The organism is Parafrankia sp. EUN1f, assembly GCF_000177675.1.
In the GTDB taxonomy this organism is placed as follows: domain Bacteria; phylum Actinomycetota; class Actinomycetes; order Frankiales; family Frankiaceae; genus Parafrankia.
The window spans coordinates 45,941-61,506 of sequence record NZ_ADGX01000046.1; the positions used below are offsets into that span (position 1 = coordinate 45,941).

13 protein-coding genes are annotated in these 15,566 nt (G+C 72.8%); 4 read left to right on the top strand and 9 right to left on the bottom strand.

Annotation, left to right across the window (positions count from 1 at the left end):
- Positions 1 to 88: 88 nt before the first annotated feature.
- From FREUN1FDRAFT_RS15785 to FREUN1FDRAFT_RS15800, 4 genes are all read right to left on the bottom strand, one after another.
- On the bottom strand, positions 89 to 1,474 hold the full coding sequence (locus tag FREUN1FDRAFT_RS15785) for an NtaA/DmoA family FMN-dependent monooxygenase (RefSeq protein ID WP_006541100.1): 1,386 nt from the start codon (positions 1,472 to 1,474) through the stop codon (positions 89 to 91).
- Complete coding sequence (locus tag FREUN1FDRAFT_RS15790; protein WP_050795885.1) at positions 1,471 to 2,721, bottom strand: LLM class flavin-dependent oxidoreductase; 1,251 nt, start codon at positions 2,719 to 2,721, stop codon at positions 1,471 to 1,473. The genes FREUN1FDRAFT_RS15785 and FREUN1FDRAFT_RS15790 overlap by 4 nt, the downstream gene beginning before the upstream one ends.
- Positions 2,722 to 2,759: 38 nt before the next feature.
- Entirely contained in the window at positions 2,760 to 3,932 is a 1,173-nt protein-coding gene (locus tag FREUN1FDRAFT_RS15795) for an LLM class flavin-dependent oxidoreductase (RefSeq protein ID WP_006541102.1), read from the bottom strand.
- A 173-nt stretch (positions 3,933 to 4,105) separates the two neighbouring features.
- Positions 4,106 to 4,567 (bottom strand): VOC family protein, encoded by a 462-nt coding sequence (locus FREUN1FDRAFT_RS15800; protein ID WP_006541103.1) that lies wholly within the window; start codon positions 4,565 to 4,567, stop codon positions 4,106 to 4,108.
- 297 nt (positions 4,568 to 4,864) lie between these two features.
- Between FREUN1FDRAFT_RS15800 and FREUN1FDRAFT_RS15805 the strand changes: the two genes are divergently transcribed.
- Positions 4,865 to 5,740: a hypothetical protein gene (locus tag FREUN1FDRAFT_RS15805; RefSeq protein ID WP_006541104.1), complete on the top strand. Its 876-nt coding sequence runs from the start codon at positions 4,865 to 4,867 to the stop codon at positions 5,738 to 5,740.
- 14 nt (positions 5,741 to 5,754) lie between these two features.
- Entirely contained in the window at positions 5,755 to 6,081 is a 327-nt protein-coding gene (locus tag FREUN1FDRAFT_RS43880) for a hypothetical protein (protein WP_006541105.1), read from the top strand.
- 180 nt (positions 6,082 to 6,261) lie between these two features.
- Here FREUN1FDRAFT_RS43880 and FREUN1FDRAFT_RS15810 read toward each other — a convergent pair whose 3' ends face one another.
- Together FREUN1FDRAFT_RS15810 and FREUN1FDRAFT_RS15815 are read right to left on the bottom strand one after the other, a co-directional pair.
- Positions 6,262 to 7,557 (bottom strand): N,N-dimethylformamidase beta subunit family domain-containing protein, encoded by a 1,296-nt coding sequence (locus FREUN1FDRAFT_RS15810; protein WP_232295215.1) that lies wholly within the window; start codon positions 7,555 to 7,557, stop codon positions 6,262 to 6,264.
- 394 nt (positions 7,558 to 7,951) lie between these two features.
- Entirely contained in the window at positions 7,952 to 8,185 is a 234-nt protein-coding gene (locus tag FREUN1FDRAFT_RS15815; protein ID WP_006541107.1) for a TetR/AcrR family transcriptional regulator C-terminal ligand-binding domain-containing protein, read from the bottom strand.
- Positions 8,186 to 8,223: 38 nt separating this feature from the next.
- Between FREUN1FDRAFT_RS15815 and FREUN1FDRAFT_RS41525 the strand changes: the two genes are divergently transcribed.
- Together FREUN1FDRAFT_RS41525 and FREUN1FDRAFT_RS15830 are read left to right on the top strand one after the other, a co-directional pair.
- Positions 8,224 to 8,613, top strand: coding sequence for a hypothetical protein (locus FREUN1FDRAFT_RS41525; protein WP_006541108.1), 390 nt, complete (start codon positions 8,224 to 8,226; stop codon positions 8,611 to 8,613).
- 414 nt (positions 8,614 to 9,027) lie between these two features.
- The gene (locus FREUN1FDRAFT_RS15830) at positions 9,028 to 11,679 is read left to right on the top strand and encodes an FAD/NAD(P)-binding protein (protein WP_035951784.1); all 2,652 of its coding nucleotides are present in this window, start codon (positions 9,028 to 9,030) and stop codon (positions 11,677 to 11,679) included.
- A 46-nt stretch (positions 11,680 to 11,725) separates the two neighbouring features.
- Here the strand turns inward: FREUN1FDRAFT_RS15830 and FREUN1FDRAFT_RS15835 are convergent, their stop codons facing one another.
- From FREUN1FDRAFT_RS15835 to FREUN1FDRAFT_RS15845, 3 genes are all read right to left on the bottom strand, one after another.
- Complete coding sequence (locus FREUN1FDRAFT_RS15835) at positions 11,726 to 12,847, bottom strand: alcohol dehydrogenase catalytic domain-containing protein (RefSeq protein ID WP_006541110.1); 1,122 nt, start codon at positions 12,845 to 12,847, stop codon at positions 11,726 to 11,728.
- 115 nt (positions 12,848 to 12,962) lie between these two features.
- Positions 12,963 to 13,982 (bottom strand): nitronate monooxygenase, encoded by a 1,020-nt coding sequence (locus FREUN1FDRAFT_RS15840; protein ID WP_050795886.1) that lies wholly within the window; start codon positions 13,980 to 13,982, stop codon positions 12,963 to 12,965.
- A 26-nt stretch (positions 13,983 to 14,008) separates the two neighbouring features.
- The coding region (locus FREUN1FDRAFT_RS15845; protein ID WP_006541112.1) for a 3-hydroxyacyl-CoA dehydrogenase family protein at positions 14,009 to 15,566 on the bottom strand (1,558 nt) is incomplete at its 5' end.

The window sequence follows — 15,566 nt, forward strand, 5'->3', positions numbered from 1 at the left end:
CGGTCCGGGAGATGAGCAAGCGATGGTTTCACGCCGCGTCACCGCGGCCGCCGCGCATCCCTTCCAGCTCGCCGGCCGCGGTGACGGCTCACCGCCGAGCAGGCACCGGCCGACCGCCGACACCCAGATGCTCGCGCAGAGTGGTGCCCTCGTAGTCGGCCCGGAACACGCCGCGCTCCTGCAACAGGGGGACGACGGTGTCGGCGAACTCGTCCAGGCCGGCGGGGGTGATGTGCGGGGCGAGGATGAACCCGTCCGCCGCCTGCTCCTGCACGAAGTGGTTGATCGTCTCGGCGACCGTCGCCGGGCTGCCGACGAAGGTCTGCCGCGCGGTCACCTCGATGATGACCTCCCGGGTGGTGAGCTTGTGCTGCTCGGCCAGCTCCCGCCACCGCCGGGCGGTGGCCAGCCGGTCGTCGAACATCCGCACGCTGGCCCGCCCCTGGGCGATCGTGTGCTCACCGGGCAGCGGGTCCTCGGTGGGCAGCGGCCCGTCCGGGTCGTGGCCGCTCAGGTCCCGGTTCCACAGCTGCTCGAGCAGCAGGATGGCGGTGGCGCCGCTGACCTGCTGGCGGCGGACCTCCGCCGCCCGTTCCCGGGCCTGCGCGTCGGTGTCCCCGAGGACGAACGTCGCCGCCGGCAGCACGAGCAGGTCCTGCGGCGCCCGGCCGTACCGGGCGAGGCGGCGTTTGACGTCCGCATAGAACGCCCGCCCGGCGTGGAACTCGCCGTGCCGGCTGAAGATGGCGTCCGCGGACGAGGCGGCGAACTCCCGGCCCGCGTCCGAGTCACCCGCCTGGAAGATCACCGGCCGGCCCTGCGGCGAGCGGGGCACGGTGAAACGCCCGCGGATGTCGAAATGGCTGTCGGTGTGCTTGAACGAGCCCGCGGCGGCGTCGCGCAGGAAGACACCCGACTCCTTGTCCGCCAGGATGTCGCCGGGCGCCCAGGAGTCGAACAGCTCCAGGGCCGTCCGCAGGAACTGTTCGGCACGCTCGTAGCGCTGCTCCTGGGGCAGGAACCCGCCGCGGCGGAAGTTCTCCCCGGTGAACGCGTCCCAGGAGGTGACGACGTTCCACGCGGCGCGGCCGTCCGAGAGATGGTCGAGGCTCGCGAACTGGCGGGCCACCTCGAACGGCTCGTTGAACGTCGAGTTGATCGTGCCGGCCAGCCCCAGCCGGTCGGTCACCGCGGCCAGGGCGGCCAGCACGGTGAAGGTGTCGGGGCGCCCGACCACGTCGAGGTCGTGGATCCGCCCCCGCTGCTCGCGCAGCCGCAGGCCCTCGGCCAGGAAGAGGAAGTCGAACCGGGCACGCTCCGCGGTACGCGCGAAGTGGACGAACGACGCGAAGTCGATATGACTGCCCGACCTGGGATCGGACCAGACGGTGGTGTTGTTGACCCCCGGGAAGTGCGCCGCGAGATGGACCTGCCTGGCCTTGCCGCGCACCTGACCGCTCGGCTGGCCGCTCACGTGGCCGCGACCGCGTAGCGGTTGGCCGGCAGGCCCAGGCCCAGCGTCCCGCGCAGCGTGTCGGCGCTGTACTCGGCCCGGAACAGGCCGCGGCGGCGCAGCTCCGGTGCCAGCCCACGGGTGATCGCTACGAGGTCGGTGGGCAGCACCGCCGGGCGCAGCTGGAAACCGTCGATGCCGAGGCCGCTCCACTGCTCGATGAGGTCGGCCAGGCCCGCCGGCGTGCCGACGAAGATCCGCGCGTCCGAACGGTAGGGGCGCCGCCGGCCGGAGCGCTCGTCGAGGCGTTCCCGGCGCGCCACGGCCCGGCCGGGGTCGTCGTCGAGGAACACCACGAGATCGGCGAACACCCTGGCATCGGCCGCCGGGCGCCCGGCGGCCTGCCAGGCGGCCCGCACCTCGGCGACGATCCGGGCGGCGTCCGCCGCGTCGGACGGGGTCACGTGGACGAGGTCGGCCGACCGGGCGGCGAACCGGTACGGCAGGTCGGCATGCGCCAGCGCGGTGACCAGCGGCTGCCCCTGCGGCGGGCGCGGGACGATCGACGGGCCGCGCACGCTGAACCAGCGGCCGGCGAAGTCGATGTAGTGCAGCTTCTCCCGGTCGATGAAGCGGCCGGTGGCCACGTCACGGATCTCCGCGTCGTCCTCCCAGCTGTCCCACAGCCGGCGCACCACCTCCACGTAGTCGCCGGCCTCGTCGAACAGGTCCGCGACGAACTCCGCCGGCAGCGCCCCCGGGGAGGCCGGCGGGACGGGGACGTCGCGCCGGCCGAAGTGGGCGGCGTCGGCCGGCGACCCGGCGACCCGCACCCGAACCCCGGCCCGCCCGGAGCTGACATGGTCGAGCGTGGCGATGGCCTTCGAGAGGTGGAACGGCTCGGTGTGCGTGACCACCGCCGTCGGCACGATGCCGATCCCGCGGGTGCGCGGGGCCACCCGCGCCGCGATGAGAACCGCGTCGAGCCGGCCCCGCACCTCGTCGACACGCTCGTCGGGCCCGTCGAACCGGGACGACTGCAGCGCGAGGGTGTCCTCGATCGTCACGAAGTCGAGCCGGCCGTGCTCGGCCTCCCCGACGAGCTCCGTCCAGTAACGGCCGGAGAACAGCTCCCCCGGCCGGGCCTCCGCCTCACGCCATGCGGCGGGATGCCACCCACAGCCGTCCAGTGCCACGGCCAGGCCCAGCCCGCGGCCGCCGGGTACCGACTCACGCTGTTCCGCCGGCTGTGCCGCCGACTGCGGCAGCGGCTGCGGCACCGGCTGCGGCGTCGTCCCAGGCGCGGTCACTGGTTGTTCCAGGCGTCGGCGAGCAGTTGGTAGGAGCGCACCCGGTCGGCGTGGGAGTGGGTGATGGTGGTGATGAGGAGCTCGTCGGCTCCGGTGACATCCCGCAGCACCTGCAGGCCGCGCACCACGGTCTGCGGCGAGCCGACGAACTGGGTGTCGAGGCGGTCCGCGATCAGCGCACGCTGCTCGTCGCTCAGGGCCGCCGCGGCCTGCGCCGCCTCCGGTGGGCTCGGGTAGGGGATCGCGCCCCCGCCCGCCCGGATGCTCGCCACCCACGGCGCGTAGCCGCTGGCGAGGTGCCGTGCGCTCTCGTCGTCGGGGCCCACGACGACATCCGCGGAGACCATCACCCGGGGCCGCGTGAGCACGCCTGGGCGGAACGACGCCCGGTACGCGTCGATCGTGTCGAGCACCCCCGCCGGGGTGATGTGGTAGTTCGCCGCCAGCGGCAGGCCGAGCTCCCCCGCCGTCCGGGCGCTCTCGCCCGCGGTCGACGCCAGGATCCAGATCTGGGCGTCCGCCCCCTGCGCGGCGGGCGCGGACAGTTCGGTGCCGTCCTCGGCCCGCAGTGTTCCGGCGAACAGTGCCTGGATGTCGCGGACGAGCCCGGCGTAGTCGTCGTCGGGATCGTCCCGGAAGCCGACGAGCCGAAGCAGCCGGCCGAGCCGCTGCAGGTCGAAGCTGAGCGCCGGCTGCGCCGGGACCAGCAGGCCGCCGACCACCCGCGAGGACGCCGCCGGCGACGACGACGCCCGTGCCGGTTCCGGTGCCGGTGCCGGTGCGGCGGCTGCGACGGGTACGGCCGGTGGGGCGGGTGCGGGGGCCTGACCGGCCCGCTCGAGCAGTCGCCCGACGCTGGACCGGCCGAGGCCGAGGTCGATCCGGCCGGGATGCAGGTGGGCGAGGGTGCCGAACTCCTCGGCGATGACGACCGCGGTGTGGTGACCGGTCTGCACCGCTCCCGAGCCGACCCTGATCCGTTCCGTCGCCGAGGCCACCAGCCCGATCAGCACCGCCGGCGCGGCGGAGGCGACCCCCGGGGTCAGATGGTGCTCGGCGAGCCAGTACCGGCTGTAGCCGAAGGTCTCGACCCTGCGGGCCAGGTCGATCGTGTTGCGTAGCGCGTCGGCCGGCGACGAGCCGGCGGTGACAGGCGCAAGATCCAGCACGGAAAGTGGAACAGCTCCAGGTGAGGACAACGGGCCACCGCCCCTTCGATCACCACGGGTGACAAGGCATGAAACGCCACTTTGTTCATCTGATTAGTGAAGATTAGAAGCGAAGTGCCGGCTCGTCCAGTGGAAGCGCGCACCGCGTTCGGGCGCGCCCCTCCGAACCCCTGTCAGTCCAGGCAGAACTCGTTGCCTTCGGGATCCGCCATCACGATGAAGCCGTTCTCCATCGGAGGTGCCGGCTCGTGGCGACGCACCCGCGTCGCACCCAGCACGACCAGCCGATCACCCTCGGCCTCCAGCGCCGCCATCCGCTCCTCGCCCGACAGCCCGGGAGCGGCACGGACGTCGAGGTGCACACGGTTCTTGGCGACCTTGTCCTCCGGCACCTGCTGGAAGAACAGCCGCGGGCCGTGCCCGGCCGGGTCCTCGATGGCCGACCGGGAGTTGCGCTGCTCCGGCGGTACACCGATCCTCGCGAGGAACTCGTCCCACGCGGCCAGCGGGTCCGCGCCTGCCGGCAGGTCAACCCCCGGCGGGGCCGGGTGGACGTAGCCCAGCACCTCACGCCAGAAGCACGACAGCGCCCGCGGATCGTGCGCGTCAAACGTGACCTGGACGTGACGGCTCATGGCTCACTCCGTTCGCGGTGGTGGCTTCTCGGCGCTACCCCCCAGGATCATAGAGATTCCGATCTCGGCGGCTTCTGTCGGACTGGTCCGGGCCCGCGATTTATCGGCACCGGGGCGGGCAGCGAAGAGATACGGCGGAGACGGCGAGGGCACAGGCTCTCCGCTGCGGAATGCTTCCAGCGCCGCGATGTCCGGCGTGCTGCCGTGATGTTGGGCGTGCCGCCGTGGTGCCTGGTGCGCGGGGCCTGGGACGACCCGGCCAGAGCATCGGTCAAGTCAGTCTTTTCGGGAGGTTTCATGCTGGTACGTGAGATTGCGCTTGTGCCGTACGACCCTGACGGCGAGGGCGGGGAGAACATCGAGTTCGACAACCTGAAGCATCACCAGGTGATGGAGGTCGCGGCGGCGCTGCAGAAGCAGGTCACGCGCGATTTCTCCCCGATCTGGGGTGTTTCGGCAACCGTCGACTCCTTCGCCAAGCTCTCGGACGTCCCGCTGGGCTATTGGCCGGTGCTGCTGGTGGAGGACGTGCGCGGGGCCGCCGGCGTTCACCTTGACGACGACGGCCAGCCATTCGCGCTGGTCGAGGTCGGCAGCAGTTGGTCGCTGACCGCGAGCCACGAGGTGCTGGAGATGCTCGCGGACCCCTTCGGGAACCGCCTTGTCGCGGGGCAGGCCCCGGTGGTCAGCCAGGGCCGGGTGCAGTTCCTGGTCGAGATCGCCGATCCATCCGAGGACATTCGGTGGTCCTACACCGTGAACGACATCGTGGTGTCGGACTTCTACACGCCGAGATACTTTGACCCCGTGGCGGCCAGCGGCGTCCAGTACAGCTTCACCGGCGCGATCACCGAGCCGCGCCAGGTGCGCGAGGGCGGCTATCTGAGCTGGCACAACCCGGATGACGACCACTGGTACCAGCACACGTTCTTCGGCTCGCAGCTGGAGCTCCGAGATCTTGGGAAGTTCACCCGGGACGGCCGGAGCATACGCGAGGCGATCGACGCGAACACCCGGCGCGAGTTCGCCGAGATCCAACGCCAGTCGAATCTCGACGCCGGCACACCGAGGCTGCAGGAGGCGGTCACGACGAAACAGTCCAGCGAGCGGATCTCGGCAAAGCGCGCGAAATTCCTCGACGAGTACATCAGCAGGAAGCTGATGGAGCGGTAACGAGCAGGGACGAAATGGCAGCGGACGACGAAGCGAAAGCTGACAAGGGTGACCGCCGTGCGGCCGAGCAGCGCGCACGGCGGTGGGCGGGCCAGGTCAACCGGCTCCTGGCGGGCGAGGCGCGTTCCTCGCCCGACGAGGCGGGCCCCGGCGCGCGTACCCCTCGGGAACTCACCGATCAGGCGGCCCGCGACGCCGCTGGCGAGTGGCGCGACAAGCCTGGCCCCTGCGACGAGCCCGGCGCCGACAAGCCTGCGCAGGGGCAAGCCCGGGGGCCGTCGTCGGTGACGCCGGCGGCTGGTACGGCTCGTCCTCCCCGTGATGATCAGGCATCCCGGTAGCGCGTCGCCGGGGTCGGTGGAGCGCTTCGGGCGTTTCGCCGGCGCCGGTCCGGGAGCCGGCGAGCCCGCGGTCAGGGCCCCGTGAGCCGGTCGTCCGCGCTGCCGGGCAGCGGTGGCCGGCCTGCCACGTACACGACGGCGTCTTCCGCCACCCGGTCCGCGGACTTCCGGTCACCGCGCTCAGTTCGCCTCGCCCGGGGCGGTGGCCGCGCGGTCGTCGGCGGGTATCGCGTCCGTGGCCGGGTGGGCGCGGCCGGCCGGGCCGGCGGCGAAGGCGGTCAGCAGGTTCGTGGTGATCTGGGTGATCGGGACCTGGATGGCCGGCCCGTGTGCGCCCGGCCCGCAGACGTCGGCCAGGGCGCACACCCAGGCGCTGGTTCCGCTGTCGAACACACCGGCCCCGGATGCGGCGGTGTAGTAGGAGACGTCGGAGCTGTCCTGCGCGCCGCGGCAGGTGATCGGGGAGTGGGCGATCACCTCGATCGGCCGCGGGGTGGGATAGGCGAGGTTGACCCGGTCGTATTCGGAACCGATCAGACCCGGCAGCCGGGCTCCGGCCGTCAGGCCCGTCCCGGCCAGCAGCCACGACTGCGGCCGCGTGATGACCATGTCGCCATGGACGGGGTTGCGCTGGTACATCCCGCCGGTCAGCGAGCTCTCCGGATCGGCGTGCGGCGGCGACGGCCAGTTGGCGGTGATCTGCGCGTCGTCATGGCCGTAGACCGGATCCTCCTGAGCCACCTTGTACGCGGTCTCCAGCCGGTCGGGGCCGACCGGCGACGGGTCGAGCCGGATCCGCCGGTACACCGCGTTCGCGCCGAGGAAGGCCAGATTGGTCCCGTGGTCGCGGGCCGTGGTCAGCGCGGCACGCATGGCCGGCGAGTAGTACTCGTCGTGACCCAGGGAGATCACCGCGCGGGCGCCGTCGAGCAGATGTGGATCGCTGTGCAGGTCGACGTCGGTCGCATAGTCCACCGGCACGTTCAGCCGTTCGGCGAGGGCGACCAGCGGCATCTCGTTGCCGGTGAAGTCGGCCGCGCCGTCGCCGTAGTCATAGGGCCGGTCGAACGACACCACCCGAGCCCGGTCGGCGAAGCCGCGCGGCCCGTGGTACAGGCTGTAGCCCCCCCAGGCGTTGTAGGCCTGCCAGGTGGTGACCGCGTTGAGGATGACGACCCGACCGGCCGCGCCCGGCCCGCGCACGGTCAGCGGCACGTATCGGTGGTTGCCGTCCGCGGCGTCCAGGCGGAACAGGTAGTTCCCGGGCGGCCAGGAACCGGTACTGAAGGTCGCGGTGGGCTGCCAGGCTGCCGCGGAGATCGTGTTCACCCCCGCGGTATGGGTCGGATCGGCCTGCCGGATACCGGGGATCGGGTCGGTCGTCGTGATCAGCCGACAGGTCCGCCCGCCATACCATCCGATACGGAACACCGAGATCGTCAGCGAGGGCGCCGTCGTCGAGGCGAACAGCCGCACTGGTTCACCCGGCGTGATGCTGACGCGGTCGGCCCAGCCTTCTACGGCGTGCTGCGGGCCCAGCTGGATCAGCCCGCAATCGGCGCCGGGTTGGCTGTTCTCCGCCCGGACATCGAAACCGGCCGGAGCCACGGTTGCGCCGGGAGCGCTGCCAGGGGTGGCGCCGGCGGGCGGGTCCGCGGTGTGGGGGCCGGTGAGGCACCGCCCAGCGCACAGCCGGCCAGCGTGAACACGGAGACGATCACGCCGATGCAAGCCGCCACGCGGGAGGACCGACGCCAGGACACGGCTCATCCTCGCAGAGCCTGACAGCGCCGGCGCCGCGGGTCAGCGGTGAACGTCATCGGCAGGCGGCGGACACGAACCGAGCGCCCTTGCGGACGCGTCTGCAGCACTAGGCCGGTGCCGGCCCGGTGCGGGTGGCCGTGGCGAGGGGGACGACGATCTGGTCGGCCACCGCGGCGACGAACTCGTCCGGCACCATCGGCTCACGGACCAGCGAGTACTGCACCAGCATGGCCGGGCCGCTGGCCGCCACCAGTTCGCTCGCCGCCGCCGGCGGCACCTCACCGCGCTCGGCCGCCTGGCGCAGCACCGTCAGGATGATCCCGATGCACGGCTCGACCACGTGATCGGCTGCTTCCGAGGTTCGGCCCGAAGCCGCTGATGCTCGTCGGCGCCGCGCTCGGCACCGGCGGCATGGCCTGGCTGTCACAGGTCTCGACGGACTCCAGCTATGTTTCGATCACGCTCGGCCCGCTGCTGATGTTCGGCTTCGGGCTCGGGCTGCTGTTCGTGCCGTTGAGCGTGAGCCTCGTCGCCGGGGTGCCGCCGCAGCTGTCCGGCGCGGCGGCCAGCATGATGGTCACCGTCCAGCAGGTCGGCGGGGCGCTGGGCGTGGCGGTACTCGTCACGGTGTTCGGGACGGCCAGCCGGCATGCCCGGGCAGACGTGCCCGCGGGATCCTCCGCGGCCGACGCGGCCCGCTACGTGCTCGCCCACGGCGTGGCCCGGGCGTTCCTCGTCGGCGCTTCCTGGTCGCCGCCATCTTCCTGATCGTGCTGGCCGCCCGACCCCTCCGGGTCGGCGACGCGATGCCGCCGGCAGCCGGCCCCTCCGCCGGCCGGAAGGTTCCCGGGCAGCCGCCCGCCGCGGACAGAACCACGCCCGCGCACCGCGAAGCGGCCGCCCGCGACGGCGCCGCGGCGGCCGGCTCCGGGCGCCCGGACGACGCCGGCGCCTCGCCGGGCGGCTGAACCCGGCGTCCTCGACGCGGTCACGGGCGGCGGATGTGCCGGCCGGTCAGGCGGCCACAACCAAGTAGATCGAACCCGGCGTCGGGGCCGCCGGCATTTCACCGATCCGGACCACGACCTGCCACCATCCCGGCCTAATCTGGTACTGATCGGATTGGGCGGGAAAGGGGATCTCCATGTCCAGCTGTTCGAACGCGTGCTGTCGACGGTCCCGATGAGCGCGCCGGTGGTCGTCGCGGTGGTGGGTGGCGGGGCGAGCGGTTGCCTCACGACCATCCAGTTGGCAAGAGCCGTTGCGGTTACCGGCAAAAAACTCACGGTACTGCTCGTCGAGCCGGACGATCTCGGTGAGGGCCTGGCCTATGTGACCCGGGATCCGCGGCACCGGCTCAACGTCCCGGCCGCGAAAATGAGCGCCTTCGACGATGACCCGCAGCACTTCCTGCGCTGGCTCCGTCGGCACGTCGCGGTCGACTTTCCTCCCGGCGACTTCGCGCCCCGCCAGTTCTACGCCGACTACCTCCGCCATACGCTGGAGGAAACACTGCGCGCCGCGACCGGGGTGCGCTGCGAGCAGGTCCGGGCCCGCGCGACGGACGTCCGCCGGCACGGCCGCCGGCTGCGGCTGACACTCGACGACGGGACCAGCCATCCGGTCGACGCAGTCGTCCTCGCGCTCGGGCACGGCGCGCCCTCGACGTTGTGGGCTCCGGCGGCGCTGGCCCAGTCGCCGCGGTTCGTCGCTGATCCCTGGCGGGCGGACTCCCAGCCCCGTGTCCCGGCCGGCAGTGACGTCCTGCTCGTCGGGGCGGGCCTCACCATGGCCGACATGGCCCAGCGCTGGAGCCGGTCCGGCGTCCGCGTGCACGTGACCTCACGGCACGGGCTGCTTCCGCTGCCCCACGCGCTGGACCCGGCTCCGCCGTTCCCCGCCCCGGAGCTGCCCGACGGGCCGGTGAGCCTCGCACAGGCCCGGCGCCTCGTCTTCGATCACATCCGCGCGGCCGGTGGCGACTGGCGGCAGGCCGTGGATTCGATGCGCCCGGTGACCGCCGAGCTGTGGTCACGCCTGGACGCCACCGCCCGGTCTCGATTCGTCGCCACGACGATGCGCCGCTGGGACCAGGTCCGGCATCGCGTCGCCCCCGCCATCCACGCCTGGCTGGAGCAACGTCGCGCCGAAGGCTCGCTGGTCGTGCACGCCGCGCAGGTCATCGACGCGCAGGACACCGCCGCTGGAGTCGAGGTCTCGCTCAGCGACGGTTCCCGGGTACTCGCCGCGGCCGTGGTCAACTGCACCGGTGCGGGCGCCGGCGTGCGAACCAGCCATGATCCCCTGGTCATGAACCTGCTCGCCGCCGGCCTGGCAACCCCGGACGGCCTCGACCTGGGCTTCGCCACCGAGGCGTCCGGGCGGGTGGTCGCGGCCGACGGACCCCGGCCGGCGATCTGGGCCATCGGGCCGCTGCGGCGGGGAGAGCTGTGGGAGAGCACGGCGATTCCCGAGATCCGCGGCCAGGCCGCTGTACTCGCTCGCGCCGTCATAGCCGCCCTGCCCGGGCCCCGGGTCCCCCTGCGGGTACTCGACCCCTACGGCCTGCCCCTCACCGCCAGCCCGGAGGCGGCCGACCGCTATGTCGCCGGGCTCGGGCGGATCCTGCGAGTGCGCTCCGGAGCCGAGACGCTGGTCGCCGAGGCGGTCGAGGCCGACCCCCGGTTCGCCCTCGGGCAGGCGGTGCTGGCGCTGCTCGGTGCCGAGTGGGGCGCCAACGTCGACGTGGAGACGGCGCTGCGGAACGCGCAACGCCACGCCCCCCGGGCCGACGAGCGTGAGCGGCGCTTCATCGACGTCGTCGCCGCCCGCATCCGCGAACCGGGGTCCGCTTCGGCCGCGGCGCTGCTGAGCTACATCCACGCCTACCCGGAAGACGCCCTGGCCGTCAGCATCGCCGTGCCGACAATCGCGTTCAGCGGCGCGACGGAGATCCCGGCCGAAGCCTGGGCCCTGGTCGAAGGGCTGGCGCCCGTCTACCGCGACGACTGGTGGTATCGGGGGCTACTCGCCTTCACCCGCCAGGAGCAGGAGAACTGGGACGACGCGGCCGAACTCGCCGCAATGGCGCTGGCCGTCGAACCGACCTCCGGTCACGCCGTCCACGCGAAGACCCACATCCACTACGAGACCGGCGACCACGAGGCCGGGCTGGCCTGGCTGGACGGCTGGATCTCGACCTGCGGGTCGGATTCGTCGCACCGCGCGCACTTCGCCTGGCACGCGGCCCTGCACGAACTCGCGCTCGGTGACGACATCGCGGCCCGGGCACGCTTCGCGACGCAGCTCTCGCCGCCGGCCGTCTCCGGCGTCCGGGCACTGATCGACTCCGCGTCGCTGCTGTGGCGGGGCTTCGCGGCGGGTGCCTGGACGTCGGTCGAGGTCGGGCCGGTACTGGAGACTGTTCCCGGCGCGCTGCTTGTCGATCCACCGACCCCCTTCGTCGGGCTGCACGCGGCGGTCGCCCTCGCCGCCGCGGGCGACTGCCACCGGCTGGCGCAACTGCGCCGCTCGGCGGCCGCCCGGACCAACGCGGTATTCACCGACACCGTCGCACCGCTGGCCGATGCGCTGATGCACCTCGTCCACGGTGATCCCGACCGGGCCACCGACGCGCTGATCGCCCTGCCCGGCGTCGCGGGGCTCGGGGGCAGCGCGGCCCAGCGCGAGATCATCGAGGACACCACGATCTACTGCGCCATCCAGGCCAACCGGCCCGACCTCGCCCGGTCGCTTCTACAGACCCGGCTCAACCGCCGCTGCTCCCCCCGCGACGTCCACCGCAACGCGCAACTCCTCACCGGCAAGCCATAGCCGCACCGGGCCCGGGGTGCTCGACGGCGGGAGCATCGTGGGCCGCTCAGAAGGTGATGACGGCGCGGCCGGGTTTGACGCCGAGCTCGGCCATCGCCTGGCCGATGTCCTCCAGGGGGTAGCGGCGGGTGACGAGGCGGTCGAGGGGCAGCCGGCCGGCCCGGTAGAGGTCGAGGATCCGCGGGATGTCGACCTGCGGGCGGATGCTTCCGTTCGTGCTTCCGGTGAGTACCCGCTGGTCGATCAGGTGGTACAGCGGGACGGACACCGTCGCCCGGGGGTCCGCGACGCCGACGACCACCGCACGCCCGCCCCGGCGCAGCGCGTTGAACGCCGCGGCGGCGGTGCCCCCGGTGCCCACGGCGTCGATCGCGACGTCGACGCCACCGCCACCGCCACCGAGCCCACCGCCACCGGTGCCGCGGGTCAGCGCGCGGACCCGGGAGACGAGGTTGGTGTCCTCGTCCACCACGATGCTGTCCGTGGCGCCGAGGTCCTCGGCGAGCTGGCAGGCCGCCGCGCTGCGGTCGGCCACGATCACCCGGGCCGCGCCGGCGGTGACCGCGCCGAGCACGGCGGCCAGGCCGACCCCGCCGGCGCCGATGACCAGCACCGTCTCGCCGGCTTCGACGCCGGCCCGCACCACCGCCGCGCCGAAGCCGGTGGAGACGCCGCAGGCGGTGAGGCAGGCGATGTCGAACGGCACGTCGTCGGGCACCTTCACCGCGGCCCGGCGGTCGACGACCGCGTACTCCGCGAACGACGACTGCAGCGCGAAGTGGTTGATCCGCTCGGCGCCCTTGGTGAGCCGTTGCTGGCCGTACGACAACCGGCCGTCGATCATGTGCGGGGCGGCGACCTCGCACAGGCCGAGCGCGCCTAGCTGGCACTGCCGGCACACCCCGCACCCGGGCGTGATCGTCAGGACGACATGGTCACCGACGCTGAGGTCGGCGACGCCCGCGCCGACGGCGTCGACCACCCCCGCGCCCTCGTGGCCGAGCACGACCGGCCGCGGGACGGGCATCTTCCCCTCGACGACCGTGAGGTCGGTGTGGCAGACCCCGGTGGCCCGGACCTGGACCCGGATCTCGCCCGGCCCGGGCTCGGGGACGTCGAGCACCTCGATCGCCAGCCGGCCCGCTTCGCGAAGCACCGCCGCTCGCATCGGCAGGTTCCCTTCTGTGCTGGATGAGCGCCCGTCCGCGCGAGGGTGCGGGGCTCCGCGGGTGGCGGATCCCCGCGGAGCCCCGCGGTTCGCGGGTGGCCGGTGACGGGCCGGTCTAGGCGCGGAACATCGCCAGGTTCGCGTGGAGGACCTCGTACGCCTCACGGACGATGCGGGTGACGATCTCCCCCGCCGGCGGCACGTCGTGGATGAGGCCCTGGACGAGGCCGGCGGTCCAGATGCCGGCCTCCAGGTCCCCGTCGTCGAACACCCGGCGGCCACGGGAGCCCGCGACGAGCCCCTGGACGTCCGGGAACGTCCCGCCGTCGGCGAGGATCCGCGCGACCTCGACGCTCACCGAGTTGCGGGCGACCCGCGCGGTGTTGCGCAGCGAGCGGAAGATCAGCTCGGTGTCGAGCTCGGTCGCCTCGACGATGCGGCGCTTGACCACCTCGGCGATGGGCGACTCCTCGCTGCACATGAACCTGGTGCCCATGTTGATGCCGTCGGCGCCGAGGGCCAGCGCGGCGGCGAGCCCCCGCCCGTCGGCGAATCCGCCGGAGGCGAGGAACGGGATGGTCAGCGCGTCGGCGGCGGCCGGCACCAGGACGAGGCCGGGGATGTCGTCCTCGCCCGGGTGGCCGGCGCATTCGAAGCCGTCGATCGACACCGCGGCGACACCGACCCGCTCGGCCTTCACCGCGTGCCGCACGCTGGTGCACTTGTGGATCACCCGGACGCCGTGCTCGTGGAAGAAGTCCATGTGCGGCTCGGGGCTGGACCCCGCCGTCTCGACGATCGTGACGCCGGAGTCGACGATCGCGCGCCGGTACTCGTCGTAGGGCGGCGGGTTGATCGACGGGAGGATCGTCAGGTTGACGCCGAACGGCTTGTCGGTCAGCCTGCGGGTCCGCGCGATCTCGGCGGCGAGATCGGCCGGCGTCGGCTGGGTGAGCGCAGTGACGATGCCGAGGCCACCGGCCTCGGACACCGCCGCGGCGAGCTCGGCCCGGCCGACCCACATCATCCCGCCCTGCACCACGGGATGCTCGATGCAGAGCAGCTCCGTGATGCGGGTGCGCAGCCGGGGCGTCGGGGCGACCGACTCCGGCGTCCCGGGCACCGGCAGCGGCATCGCCGTCACCGGGGCGGGCACCGCGGTCACCGGTACTCGTCCCCGCGCTCGGCCCGCTCGACCAGCGACGCCGGCGGCAGGAAACGGTCGCCGTAGGCGGCGGCGAGCTCGCGGGCACGGGCGACGAAGCCGGCCAGCCCGCCGTCGTACTGGTTGACGTACTGCAGCACACCGCCGGTCCAGGCGGGGAACCCGATGCCGTAGAGGGAGCCGATGTTGGCGTCGGGGACGCTGGTGAGCACGCCGTTGTCGAGGCAGTCGATCGTGTCGAGCGCCTCGGCGAACAGCATCCGCTCCTGCAGGTCCTTCAACGGCAGGACGGTCCGGCCGGAGCCGAACTGCTGGCGCACGCCGGCCCAGATGCCCAGGCGCCGGCCGGAGTCGTCGTAGTCGTACCAGCCGGAGCCCTGGCGGCGCCCGGCACGCCCCTGCTCGACCATCCAGTCGATGACCGGCTCGGACGGGTGCAGGTCCCAGACCCGGCCGGCGGCCTCCTCCGCCTCGCGGGTCTCGATGCGGATCTTCTGGGTGAGGGTGAGGGTCAGCTCGTCCTGCAGCTGCAGCGCGCCGACCGGGTAGCCGGCCTGGGTGGCCGCCTGCTCGACGCTCGCCGGGTCGACACCCTCACCGACGGCGGCGATGGCCTCGGCGATGAACTTGCCGATCACCCGGGAGGTGAAGAAGCCGCGCGAGTCGTTGACGACGATGGGCGTCTTGCGGATCTGCCGCACGTAGTCGAAGACCCGGGCGAGCGTCTCGTCGCTGGTCTGCTCACCGCGGACGATCTCGACGAGCGGCATCTTGTCGACGGGGCTGAAGAAGTGGATGCCGATGAACGCGTTCTCGCGCTTGACCCCGCCGGCGATGAGGGTGATCGGCAGGGTGGAGGTGTTCGAGCCGAGGACCGCGTCGGGCTCCACGATCTCCTGGATCTCGCGGAACACCTCCTGCTTGAGCGGCATCGACTCGAAGACCGCCTCGATGACGAGGTCGACGCCGGCGAAGTCGGCCGGGCTGTCGGTGGTCGTGATCCGCGCCAGCAGCGCGTCCGACTTCTCCTGGCTGGTCCGCCCGCGGGCGAGCGCCTTGGCCTCCAGGCCGCGGGCGTAGTCCTTGCCCTTCTCGGCCGCGTCCACGGTGACGTCCTTGAGGACGACCTCGATGCCGGCCTTGGCGCTCACGTACGCGATGCCGGCGCCCATCATGCCGGCGCCGACGACGCCGACCTTGCGGGTCGTGTACTTCGGGTGGCCCGCGGGCCGGCTGCCCCCGGAGTTGATGTGCTGCAGGTCGAAGAAGAACGCCTTGATCATGTTCTTGGCGATCTGACCGGTGGTGAGGTGGACCAGGTAGCGCGTCTCGACGAGGGACGAGGTGTCGAAGTCGACGTATGCGCCCTCGACCGCCGCCGCCAGCGCCGCCCGCGGCGCCGGGGCCGGCGCTCCCCGCGACTGCTTGCGCAGCAGGGAGGCCAGCGTCTGAAGCGTCGTCGCGACCTGCGGGCTGCGCACGTCACCGCCGGGCAGCGTGAAGCCCTTGACGTCCCACGGCTTGACCGGCGCCGGGTTCGCCGCGATCCAGGCG